Annotated in this window: 11 protein-coding genes and 1 tRNA gene; 5 read left to right on the top strand and 7 right to left on the bottom strand. The window is 62.6% G+C overall.

The genetic code is table 11. From position 1 onward, the window contains the following. Positions 1 to 6: 6 nt before the first annotated feature. From ugpE to ABSG20_RS19700, 7 genes are all read right to left on the bottom strand, one after another. A complete protein-coding gene (gene ugpE, locus ABSG20_RS19730; protein ID WP_423866192.1) occupies positions 7 to 855 on the bottom strand; it encodes a sn-glycerol-3-phosphate ABC transporter permease UgpE in 849 nt (282 codons plus the stop codon). Positions 856 to 860: 5 nt separating this feature from the next. Then, positions 861 to 1,742, bottom strand: coding sequence for a sn-glycerol-3-phosphate ABC transporter permease UgpA (gene ugpA, locus ABSG20_RS19725; RefSeq protein WP_423866190.1), 882 nt, complete (start codon positions 1,740 to 1,742; stop codon positions 861 to 863). Positions 1,743 to 1,933: 191 nt separating this feature from the next. Continuing rightward, a complete protein-coding gene (ugpB, locus tag ABSG20_RS19720) occupies positions 1,934 to 3,247 on the bottom strand; it encodes a sn-glycerol-3-phosphate ABC transporter substrate-binding protein UgpB (protein WP_423866189.1) in 1,314 nt (437 codons plus the stop codon). A 184-nt stretch (positions 3,248 to 3,431) separates the two neighbouring features. Next, positions 3,432 to 4,637 (bottom strand): CaiB/BaiF CoA transferase family protein, encoded by a 1,206-nt coding sequence (locus ABSG20_RS19715; RefSeq protein WP_423866188.1) that lies wholly within the window; start codon positions 4,635 to 4,637, stop codon positions 3,432 to 3,434. Continuing rightward, entirely contained in the window at positions 4,607 to 4,918 is a 312-nt protein-coding gene (locus tag ABSG20_RS19710; protein ID WP_423866187.1) for a GIY-YIG nuclease family protein, read from the bottom strand. The genes ABSG20_RS19715 and ABSG20_RS19710 overlap by 31 nt, the downstream gene beginning before the upstream one ends. A gap of 152 nt (positions 4,919 to 5,070) precedes the next feature. Next, positions 5,071 to 5,146 (bottom strand) — tRNA-Ala (locus ABSG20_RS19705). A gap of 75 nt (positions 5,147 to 5,221) precedes the next feature. Further along, a complete protein-coding gene (locus ABSG20_RS19700; RefSeq protein ID WP_423866186.1) occupies positions 5,222 to 5,644 on the bottom strand; it encodes a TIGR02300 family protein in 423 nt (140 codons plus the stop codon). 226 nt (positions 5,645 to 5,870) lie between these two features. Here ABSG20_RS19700 and aroA point away from each other — a divergent pair, with 226 nt between their 5' ends. The 5 genes from aroA to rpsA form a co-directional block, all read left to right on the top strand. After that, positions 5,871 to 7,181 (top strand): 3-phosphoshikimate 1-carboxyvinyltransferase, encoded by a 1,311-nt coding sequence (gene aroA / locus ABSG20_RS19695; RefSeq protein WP_423866191.1) that lies wholly within the window; start codon positions 5,871 to 5,873, stop codon positions 7,179 to 7,181. A gap of 10 nt (positions 7,182 to 7,191) precedes the next feature. Then, positions 7,192 to 7,797 carry a hypothetical protein gene (locus tag ABSG20_RS19690; protein WP_423866185.1) on the top strand — a complete coding sequence of 202 codons (606 nt, stop codon included), beginning with the start codon at positions 7,192 to 7,194 and terminating at the stop codon, positions 7,795 to 7,797. Further along, entirely contained in the window at positions 7,775 to 8,182 is a 408-nt protein-coding gene (locus ABSG20_RS19685) for a hypothetical protein (protein WP_423866184.1), read from the top strand. Before ABSG20_RS19690 ends, ABSG20_RS19685 begins: the two co-directional genes overlap by 23 nt. Before the next feature lie 6 nt (positions 8,183 to 8,188). Then, complete coding sequence (cmk, locus tag ABSG20_RS19680) at positions 8,189 to 8,827, top strand: (d)CMP kinase (protein ID WP_423866183.1); 639 nt, start codon at positions 8,189 to 8,191, stop codon at positions 8,825 to 8,827. 289 nt (positions 8,828 to 9,116) lie between these two features. Then, on the top strand, positions 9,117 to 10,730 hold a 1,614-nt coding region (gene rpsA, locus ABSG20_RS19675), incomplete at its 3' end, for a 30S ribosomal protein S1 (RefSeq protein ID WP_423866182.1).

The following is a 10,730-nucleotide window of genomic DNA, read 5'->3' as shown; positions in this document are numbered from 1 at the left end:
GCACCTTCACTTCTCCGTCTCGATCAGGCCCTTGACGAACAGCCGTTGCATCAGCACGACGACCGCGACCGGCGGCAGCATGGCGAGGACGGCGGTCGCCATCGCCACCTGCCATTCGGTCAGCGCGTCGTGCACGTCGATGATCTTCTTGATGCCGATGACGATGGTCTGCATGTCGTCGCGCGTGGTGATCAGCAGCGGCCAAAGATACTGATTCCAGCCGTAGATGAACAGGATCACGAACAGCGCGGCGATATTGGTCACCGACAGCGGCAGCAGGGTATCCCAGAAAAACCGGATCGGGCCGGCGCCGTCGATCTTGGAAGCTTCGACCAGCTCCTTCGGCACCGTCATGAAAAACTGCCGGAACAACAGTGTCGCGGTGGCCGACGCGATCAAGGGCAGGATCAGCCCGGCGTAGGAATCGAGCAGATGCAGATCGCTGGTGATCTTGTAGGTCGGAAAGATCCGCACCTCGACCGGCAGCATCAGCGTGATGAAGATGGTCCAGAACGCCGTCATCCGGAACGGGAATGAGAAGAATACGATCGCATAGGCCGAGATTATCGAGATCGCGATCTTTCCGAACGCGATGCCGACCGCCATGATCAGGCTGTTCAGCATCATGCCGCCGACCGGCGCGCGCGTGGTCTTGCCGGTGCCGGAGACGATGGTGTTCCAATAGGTTTCGATGGCGTGGCCGCCGGGGGTGAGCGGCATCTGGCCGTTGGCGATCACGGCGTTGTCGTGGGTCGAGGCGATGATCGCCAGATAGACCGGAAAGGCGACGATCGCGACCCCGGCCAGAAGCACGAGGTGGGGCAGCAGGTTTCCAAATCGGCGATGCTCGATCATGGCGCTCAATAATGAACCTTCTTTTCGACGTAACGAAACTGAAAGGCGGTCAGCCCCACCACGATCACCATCAGGATCACCGACTGCGCCGCCGAGCCGCCGAGGTCGGTGCCGGCCTTGCCGTCCTGGAACACTTTGTAGACCAGCGTTTGGGTGGCGCCGTTGGGGCCGCCGCCGGTCGCGGTGTCGATGATGCCGAGGGTATTGAAGAACACATAGGTGATGTTGACGATGATCAGGAAGAACGTCGTCGGCGACAGCAATGGAAAAACGATGGTCCAGAACCGCCGCATCGGCCTCGCGCCGTCGATCGCCGCGGCCTCGATCACGCTTTTGGGGATCGCCTGCAGCCCGGCCAGGAAGAACAGAAAGTTGTAGCTGATCTGGTTCCAGACTGCGACGACCACGACGAGGATCATGGCATGGGTGCCGTTCAGCACCGGATTCCAGTCGATACCGGAACGCTGCATGACGCGTGCGATCATGCCGAGGCCGGGCTGGAGCATGAAGATGAACAGCACGCTGGCGACCGCCGGCGCCACCGCATAGGGCGCGATCAGAAAGGTGCGATAGATCTGGACGCCGCGGATATTGCGGTTGGCCATCACCGCGAGCAAGAGGCCGAGGCTGAGCGAGAACGCCACCACCAGCGCCGAGAACATAAAGGTGATGCCGATCGCCTGATAATATTCAGGGGTTTTCAACAGCGCGACATAGTTCTCAAACCAGACGAACTCGGTCGAGAGCCCGAAGGCGTCCTGCACCAGGAACGACTGCCACAGGGCCTGCGCGGCCGGGAGATAGAAAAAGATCAGCGAAACCGCGAGCTGCGGCAGGATCAGAACATAGGGCAGCAGCCTGCCCGAAAAGATCGCCCGGTTTTCCATAACGCCCCCTGGAGCATGATCCGGAAAAGCATGCCCTCGGGCCTGACCCGGGGTGGAAACCGATTTTCCCGAAACGATCATGCTCAAACAAAAAATAGGACTTGAGTCTGATTCAACTTCACCCCGCTTGGATCGGGCTCAAGCCGGATCGTGACCGCGTCCAGTCGCGGTCACGTTCCCCTAAGCCGCCGTCACCTGACGGCCGTGCGCTCGAACTGCCGCAGCATCGCGTTGCCGCGGGACACCGCGGCGTCGAGCGCGTCCTTGGCCGACTTCTTGCCGGCGAGCGCCGCCTCGATTTCCTCGGACCAGACGTCGCGCATCTGCACCATGCCGCCGAAGCGCAGGCCGCGCGAATTTTCGGTCGGCGGCTTGTTGGTCAATTCCTTCAGCGGCACTTCGAGGATCGGGTTCTTCTCGTAGAAACCGGAGGCTTTTGTCTTCTCGTAAGCCGCCTTGGTGATCGGCAGATATCCCGACACCTCATGCAGATAGACTTGGCGGTCGGTGTCGGACAGGAAGGTGAAGAATTTTGCAATGGCCTTGTATTCCTCGGATGTCTTGCCTCCCATCACCCAGAGCGAAGCGCCGCCGATGATTGAATTTTGCGGTGCGCCATCCACGTCGGGGAAAAACGGCATCGGGACTGCGGTGTAGTTGAACTTGGCGTTGGCCTTCACGTTCGGATAGAACGATGAGGAGGTCAGGTACAACGGACATTCGCCCGATGTGAAGCGTCCTTCTCCAGTGTTGGTTCGCCCGGAATAGTCGTAGCTCTTGTCCTTTTGCAGATCGACCAGCCCCTCCAGCAGCCTGGTTTCCAGCGGGGTATTGAATTCGAGCACAGTGTCGAAGCCGTCCAGCCCGTTGGCCTTGCTGCCGATCGGCACGTTATGCCAGGCGGAAAACTGCTCGATCAGCCCCCAGGTGATCCAGCTCGTGGAAAAGCCGCAGGTCGGGTTGGTGGCATGGAGCTTCTTGGCGGCGGTGAACACCTCCGGCCAGGTCTTCGGCGGCGCGGCGATATCGGCCTTCTTCAGGGCGTCGAGATTGACCCAGAGCACCATGCTCGACGAATTGAACGGGAACGACAGCATCTCGCCCTTGGAGGTCGAGTAGTAACCGGTGATCGCCGGCAGATAGGACTGCGGATCGAACGGTTCGCCTTGCTCCTTCATCAGTTCCGAGACCGGTTTGATGGCGCCCTTGGCGGCCATCATGGTCGCCGTTCCGACCTCGAATACCTGCATGATGCCGGGCGCGTTGCCGGCCCGGAACGCGGCGATCCCGGCGTTGAGCGTGTCGGCGTAACTGCCCTTGTAGGCCGGGACGATCTTGTAGTCGCTCTGCGAGGCGTTGAAATCGTTGGCGAGCTTGACCACGACATCGTTGTTCGGGCCGGTCATCGCATGCCACCACTGAACCTCGGTCACCGCGTAAGCCGGCGTCGCGAGCGCAAGCGTGACCGCGACTGCAGCGGCAGCGCCGGATGGTCGGATAGTCATCGAATTCCTCCGGTTTGACCCGTCATCATCGTTGCGCCGGATGACGTGCAAATGACTGTATAAACAACGCAGTGGTACGGGGGAAGCGGCGTGCGGCGCGACCCGGAAAATAGCCGGGACGGATCAGCAGCGCACCACGCCGCAAGCTGCGGCACGCCGCGCAGCATCCGGTGCGACAAAGCAACTAGCGCTTGCGCTCCGGACCGCAGACTACGCCCTGGGCGAGCAGGTCATCGATCTCGCCTGGGGAATATCCGAACTCCCTGAGCACCGCGGTCGCGTGCTCGCTGAATTTCGGCGGCACGTTGCGCAGGCTTGGCTTGCTGCGGTCAAGGCGGATCGGGGAGGCCACTCCCTTGTACCAGTCCTTTTCGATGACGTCGCCGCGGTGGACGCTGTGGGCACTGGTGAGCGCCTGGTCGATCGACTGCACCGGTCCTGCCGGCAGGCCGGCCGCCAGCAGTCGATCGCACAAGGGCTCGGCGTCATGCTGGCTGAACACGGCGGCGAGTTCGGCGCGCAGCGCATCGCGGTTGGCAATGCGCTCCTTGTTGCGGGCAAAGCGCGGATCGCTGCCAAGCTCGGGCTTGCCGATCTCCTTGCAGAGCTTGCGGAAGGTGCCGTCGTTGCCGACGCCGATGAAGATGTTGTCGGTCTTGGTCGGGAAGATCGCATACGGCACCAGATTGGGATGCTCGTTGCCGGTAAGCTGCGGCGGCTTGCCATGCATGAAATAATTCGCCGCATGCGGATGCATGATGGCAAGGCCGGTCTCGAACAGCGTGGTTTCGAGGAACTGCCCGAGGCCGGATTTTTGCCGCTCGGCCAGCGCCATCAGGATGCCGATCGCGGCATAGAGCCCGGTCGAGATATCCACCAGCGGAACGCCGATGCGCATCGGCCCGCTTTGCGGCGAGCCGGTCGCCGCGATCATTCCGGTCATCGCCTGGATGATGGCGTCATAGCCGGGATTGCCGCCGCGCGGCCCGTCGGCGCCGAAGCCGGAGATCCGGCAGTGCACGAGTTTCGGAAATTTTTCGCGCAGCACGGCTTTGCCGATGCCCCATCTGTCCAGCGTGCCAGGCTTGAAATTCTCGATCAGGACGTCGGCGCCCGCGAGCATCTTCATCAGCACGGCACGCCCGCCCGCGGCGGCGAGATCGAGCCCGATCGAGCGCTTGTTGCGGTTGATGCCGACGAAATAGGCCGCGTCCTCGCCGTGGAACGGCGGGCCCCAGTCGCGCACCTCGTCACCGGCCGGCGGCTCGACCTTGATCACATCGGCGCCGTGATCGGCGAGGATTTGGGTGCAGTAGGGACCGCCGAGCACGCGCGTAAGGTCGATCACGCGCAAGCCGGTCATCGCGCCTGGGCCGGGGGCAGGGGACATGGGGGTCGGTGAACCTCGTACGATGTGCTGGTGCCGCAGGTTAAATCACCGCAGGCGTTTCTTCGCAAATGCTCGGCCGGAATGGGATTTGAGGTACTTCTCGAATTCCAGGCCTTGTACTTGTCCGGGAAGGCGCAGTACCAGACCAATCGCCACGGTTTGAATTTGGCGATGTGCGTACCCTTGCCGGCGTTGTGATCGGATATCCGTCGCTTCAGATCGGCGGTCGCGCCAGTGTGTTCCTGGTCTGGAGAACTGATGCTGCGGATGATGTAAAACATACCACATCGATGCTGCGCCACGCGTAGCCGCGACCAAACTGTAGATGACATGAAACCATGGCGCCAGCCGTCTTCGCCCAAGGGGGCTTCGCCGGGCACGCTTCGCCTTCGGCAACGTCGTGGCTGCGCCACGCGTAGCCGAAGGCGAAGCGTGGTGGAGCCAGGCGGGATCGAACCGCCGACCTCTTGCATGCCATGCAAGCGCTCTCCCAGCTGAGCTATGGCCCCTTAGAACTTCCGTGCGCCTTGGGCGACGCAGCGGGACGCATCTGACAAAACCCTGACCACAGTTCAGGCCCGATCTCAAGTCTCCTCGTCGCCGCCGACGTCGCCGATGATGTCGGTGACGTCCTCGTCGCCTTCTTCCTCATCGGCGATGAAGGTGGAATCGTCATCTTCGTCATCTTGGATGGTATCGTCGATCTCGATGTCGTCTTCCGACTCCGGAACCACCGCCTTGACCTTGCCCGAACCCTCTTCGGCATCGGCTTCCTCGAGCGGCACCAACTCTTCAGCCTCCAAAGGCTCCGGTGTTGCCGCGGCCGCGGACGCGGCGGCGGCACTGGCGCGGGCAGCGGCATCGGCGCGGGTGCGCGGTGGCGGAATCGGCGCAATCGGCACAACCTCGCCGGTGTAGGGCGAGATCACCGGATTCTTGTTGAGGTCATAGAATTTTTTACCCGTAGTCGGGCAAATGCGTTTGGTTCCGAGATCGGACTTGGGCACGTGGGAATCCTGGGAATGTCTGAAAAACGGTGCTTCAGTTGGCTAGTTGAAGCCCCGCTGTCAATAGCGCTTTTGCGGGATGGTGGGCTCGTGACGTGGCGCCGCCCATGTGTTACCTGCCGGCCGGGAGGACACAATCTTGACTCATTCAGATCACCTTGCAGATCACCTTGCAGATCACCCTACAGATCAACCTGCCGGTCGCGGCGCCGATGATCCGGCGCCGCTGCAAGCCTGTTCGAGCGGGCCCCTGAACGGAACGGTCCGCGTTCCCGGCGACAAGTCGATTTCACACCGGGCCCTGATCCTGGGGGCGCTGGCGGTCGGCGAAACCCGGATATCGGGCCTGCTCGAGGGCGAAGACGTGCTGAACACCGCCAAAGCCATGCGGGCATTGGGCGCAAAGGTGGAGCGTACGGGCGACTTCGCCTGGTCGGTGCACGGTGTCGGGGTAGCCGGCTTCGCGGCGCCTGAGCTTCCGCTCGATTTCGGCAATTCCGGCACCGGCTGCCGGCTGGTGATGGGCGCGGTGGCAGGCTGCCCGATCCGGGCGGTTTTCGACGGCGACGCGTCGCTGCGCGGCAGGCCGATGCGCCGGGTGCTTGATCCCCTGGAAATGATGGGTGCTCGGATAGAGGCCAGCGCGCAGGGCGGCCGGCTCCCACTGACCCTGCACGGGGCGCGCGATCCGCTTCCGATCCTCTACCGCACCCCGGTGGCTTCGGCACAAATCAAATCCGCAGTATTGCTGGCCGGGCTGGCCGCGCCGGGGACCACCACGGTGATCGAGAGCGAGGCCAGCCGTGACCATACCGAACAGATGTTGCAGCATTTCGGAGCGCAGCTCGTATCGACCCGCGAAGGCAGCCACGGCCGCAAAATCGTGCTGACCGGGCAGCCCGAGCTGCATGGCGCCGATGTCGTGGTGCCGGCCGATCCGTCATCGGCGGCGTTCCCGATCGTGGCGGCGCTGATCGTCGAAGGCTCCGACATCGTGCTGTCGGATGTCATGACCAATCCACTGCGCACCGGGCTGTTCACGACGCTGCGCGAGATGGGGGCCTCGATCGAACAAAGCGAGCTGCGTGGCGACGCCGGCGAGCCGATGGCGCAGCTTCGGATACGCGCCTCGAAGCTGCGCGGCGTCGAGGTGCCGCCGCAGCGAGCGCCGTCGATGATCGACGAATATCTGGTGCTGGCGGTGGCCGCGAGCTTCGCCGAAGGCTTGACCATCATGCGCGGCCTGCAGGAATTGCGGGTCAAGGAATCCGACCGGCTGGAAGCGACCGCGGCCATGCTTCGCGTCAATGGCGTCAAGGTGGAAATCTCCGGCGACGACATGATGGTCGAGGGCAAAGGTCACGTCCAAGGCGGCGGTCTGGTCTTAACCCATATGGACCATCGGATCGCGATGTCGGCGCTGGTGATGGGGTTGGCCGCCGACCAGCCGGTCCGGGTCGACGATACCGCCTTTATCGCCACCAGTTTTCCGGATTTCATCCCGATGATGCGGAGTCTTGGGGCAGAGTTTTCGTGAGGGAAGCGTGATGAGCGCAGCCTTTGGCCGCGAGGCGTTGCTGGACGCATTCGACGAGATCGGTCGCGCCGCGGCAGCGGCAGGAACCAGGCTGCAGATTGCAGTCTATGGGGGCTCGGCGCTGATGCTTGCGAGTAATTTCCGGTTTTCCACTGAAGATGTCGATGTATCGACGCTTCAGCGTCCCCTGCCCGACTGGCTGGCGGCGGTCGTGCATGAAATTGCCCGGAAGAATGCCTGGCAGGAGGAGTGGTTCAATGACGGGGTTGCCTTCCACCTCAGCCCGCTGGCTGACCGCGCCGCCGATCATCTGGAGTTTGGGACATTCCCTAGAGACGGCTCTCCGCCAGGGCTTGTGGTGTCGGTGCCAACGGCGGAATATTTGCTTGCACTGAAGCTGAAGGCCGCCCGGGTCTTGGACCCGCTTCGCGGCGAAGCGGAGCGGCTCGATATTCTCAATCTGATGCAAGTTGTAGGTATCTCGAGCGCGGATGACGCGATAGCCTTGCTTGGCCGGTACTTCCCGGTGAGTGCGGCTGCTTCCGAAAAGCAGCGATTTCTTTTGAAGAACATGAAACGCGATGGCGGAGTCGATGCACCCAAATACCCTCGCTGACGCCGTCGAAAAGATTGATGCCGGATCGGCGCGGGATGTCGTCCTTGCCGAGTTCGTCGACATGTTTGACTTGGCGGAAACCGATCGCGATCGCTATGCGTCGCTCGAGCGCGAACCCAGATTGACGGGCGATGCTCGGCTTGATGCGCTTGTTGGAGCGATCGCCGAATATCTGGCAAAGCAGCGCCGGCTCGGTCGCGTTCCACCGTGGGTTTCCGGCCCAGCGCGCCGCTTGGCCAATCCATGGTTCACAACCGCGTCGCCGTCGGATGGCATTCGCGAATACCTCACTTTCGCTAGCCCGGCCGAATTCGCGTCGCGCAACATCTTCACCGAGGAGCGGCCGCTGCGGCGGGCCCGCGGCCCTCAATCAGCCAAGTCATAGGCCGCCATGATCATCGCCATCGACGGACCCGCGGCCTCGGGCAAAGGCACGCTCGGCAAGCGGCTCGCCAAGTATTACGGTTATCGCCACCTCGATACCGGGGTGATCTATCGCGCGGTCGCCAAGGCGCTGCTGGACGCCGGCGCCGACCCGAACGACGAGATGCTTGCCGTCTCCGCGGCGCTCGAACTCGACCCAGAAAAGTTCGGCAATCCGTTGCTCAAGACCCAGGTGGTGGGGGAGGCCGCCTCGGTGGTCTCGGCGATCCCCAAGGTGCGGGAGGTTTTGCTGAATTTTCAGCGCCAATTTGCCGAAGGTCCGCCCGGCGCGGTGCTCGACGGCCGCGATATCGGAACCGTGATCTGCCCCCACGCCGATGTGAAAATCTTCGTCGTCGCCGACCCCCGGGTCCGCGCCCGCCGCCGCACCCTGGAAGCCAAAGCGAGGGGCGAGGACGCCGACGAGGCGGCGGTGCTCGCCGATATCCTCAAGCGTGACGAACGGGACCAGAACAGGGCCGTTGCGCCGCTGAAACCGGCACCGGATGCGCACTTGCTCGACAACTCGCATTTGGATATAGAAGCGGGCGTCCGGGCCGCCATCGACATTGTCGAGACCGTCCGAGCGGGCCGGCAGCGGGTTTGAGCCTCTGCCGTCATTGGAGGAAAGCCCGCTCAAGGTCTTGCAGTCGCTGTCTTGAAGTTGATGTCTTGAACGTCGGTATCTCCTACCCATTTTTCCGGGACCGGCTTTCTGAGATCGACAAGCTCAACGCCCGGATAAATCAACGTATCGAACGTGCAGGCATGCTGCCGGCCCGCTGTTGCGAGTACTCGCCGAACAGCGGTCGCTAGGGACCCGCGGACCTCTAGCACTTCACGCGCGATGCGCCCCTTAACCCGAATGGCCGGCGACACCCGCATCTGGAGAACAAATGGCTTCGACTGCTGCTTCCTATAATCCTTCCCGCGACGATTTTGCCGCGATGCTCGATGAGTCCTTCGCCGGCGGCAACCTGCAGGAAAGCTCCGTCATCAAGGGCACCGTTGTTGCGATCGAGAAGGACATGGCCGTCATTGACGTCGGCCTGAAGACCGAAGGCCGCGTGGCGCTGCGGGAATTCGCCGGGCCCGGCCGCGAAAGCGAACTCAAGGTCGGCGACGTGGTCGAGGTATTCCTCGACCGTATCGAGAATGCGCTTGGCGAGGCCGTGCTGTCGCGCGACAAGGCGCGCCGCGAGGAGAGCTGGGGCAAGCTCGAAAAGGCGTTCAACAACAACGAGAAGGTGCACGGCGTCATCTTCAACCAGGTCAAGGGCGGCTTCACCGTCGATCTCGACGGCGCGGTGGCCTTCCTGCCGCGCTCGCAGGTCGACATCCGTCCGATCCGCGACGTTGCGCCCTTGATGAACAATTCGCAGCCGTTCCAGATCCTCAAGATGGATCGCCGCCGCGGCAACATCGTGGTGTCGCGCCGCACCGTGCTGGAAGAGACCCGCGCCGAACAGCGCCAGGAACTGGTGCAGAACCTCGAAGAAGGCCAGGTCATCGACGGCGTGGTCAAGAACATCACCGATTACGGCGCGTTCGTCGATCTCGGCGGCATCGACGGCCTCCTGCACGTCACCGATATCGCCTGGCGCCGGGTCAATCACCCGACCGAGGTCTTGACCATCGGCCAGACCGTGAAGGTCAAGATCATCAAGATCAACCACGAGACCCACCGCATCTCGCTCGGCATGAAGCAATTGCTGGACGATCCGTGGCAGGGCATCGAGGCGAAGTATCCGCTCAACTCGCGCTTCACCGGCCGTGTCACCAACATCACCGACTACGGCGCGTTCGTCGAACTGGAGCCGGGCATCGAAGGCCTGATCCACGTCTCGGAAATGTCGTGGACCAAGAAGAACATGCATCCCGGCAAGATCGTTTCGACCTCGCAGGAAGTCGAAGTGCAGGTGCTCGAAGTCGATTCGGTCAAGCGCCGGATTTCGCTCGGCCTCAAGCAGACCATGCGCAATCCCTGGGAAGTGTTCGTCGAGAAATTCCCGGTCGGATCGACCGTCGAGGGCGAGGTCAAGAACAAGACCGAGTTCGGTCTGTTCCTCGGGCTCGAGGGCGACGTCGACGGCATGGTCCATCTGTCCGATCTCGACTGGAAGCTTCCGGGCGAGCAGGTGATCGACAACTTCAAGAAGGGCGACATGGTCAAGGCCGTGGTGCTCGACGTCGATGTCGAAAAGGAGCGCATCTCGCTCGGCGTCAAGCAGCTCGAGGGCGACCCGTTCGCTGAGCCCGGCGACGTCAAGAAGGGTGCGGTCGTGACCTGCGAAGTGCTTGAGGTCAAGGAAAGCGGCATCGAGGTCAAGATCGCCGGCACCGACTTCACCACCTTCATCAAGCGGTCCGAACTGGCGCGCGAGCGCTCCGATCAGCGCGCCGAGCGTTTCGCCGTCGGCGAAAAGGTCGATGCGCGGGTGATCCAGTTCGACAAGAAGGCCCGCAAGGTGCAAGTCTCGATCAAGGCGCTGGAAGTCGCCGAGGAGAAG

The sequence above is a fragment of the Bradyrhizobium sp. genome (assembly GCF_049512235.1).
GTDB lineage: Bacteria > Pseudomonadota > Alphaproteobacteria > Rhizobiales > Xanthobacteraceae > Bradyrhizobium.
Note: the sequence above shows the minus strand (reverse complement) of the source record. Positions and strands in the feature narration are given on the sequence as shown.

What these genes read in the sequence shown, in the direction of transcription:
- ABSG20_RS19685 (WP_423866184.1), top strand. Translation starts at nt 7,775, where the DNA reads ATGCACCCAAATACCCTCGCTGACGCCGTCGAAAAGATTGATGCCGGA.
- ugpA (WP_423866190.1), bottom strand. Translation starts at nt 1,742, where the DNA reads ATGGAAAACCGGGCGATCTTTTCGGGCAGGCTGCTGCCCTATGTTCTG.
- cmk (WP_423866183.1), top strand. Translation starts at nt 8,189, where the DNA reads ATGATCATCGCCATCGACGGACCCGCGGCCTCGGGCAAAGGCACGCTC.
- ugpB (WP_423866189.1), bottom strand. Translation starts at nt 3,247, where the DNA reads ATGACTATCCGACCATCCGGCGCTGCCGCTGCAGTCGCGGTCACGCTT.
- ABSG20_RS19715 (WP_423866188.1), bottom strand. Translation starts at nt 4,637, where the DNA reads ATGTCCCCTGCCCCCGGCCCAGGCGCGATGACCGGCTTGCGCGTGATC.
- ABSG20_RS19710 (WP_423866187.1), bottom strand. Translation starts at nt 4,918, where the DNA reads ATGTTTTACATCATCCGCAGCATCAGTTCTCCAGACCAGGAACACACT.
- ugpE (WP_423866192.1), bottom strand. Translation starts at nt 855, where the DNA reads ATGATCGAGCATCGCCGATTTGGAAACCTGCTGCCCCACCTCGTGCTT.
- ABSG20_RS19690 (WP_423866185.1), top strand. Translation starts at nt 7,192, where the DNA reads ATGAGCGCAGCCTTTGGCCGCGAGGCGTTGCTGGACGCATTCGACGAG.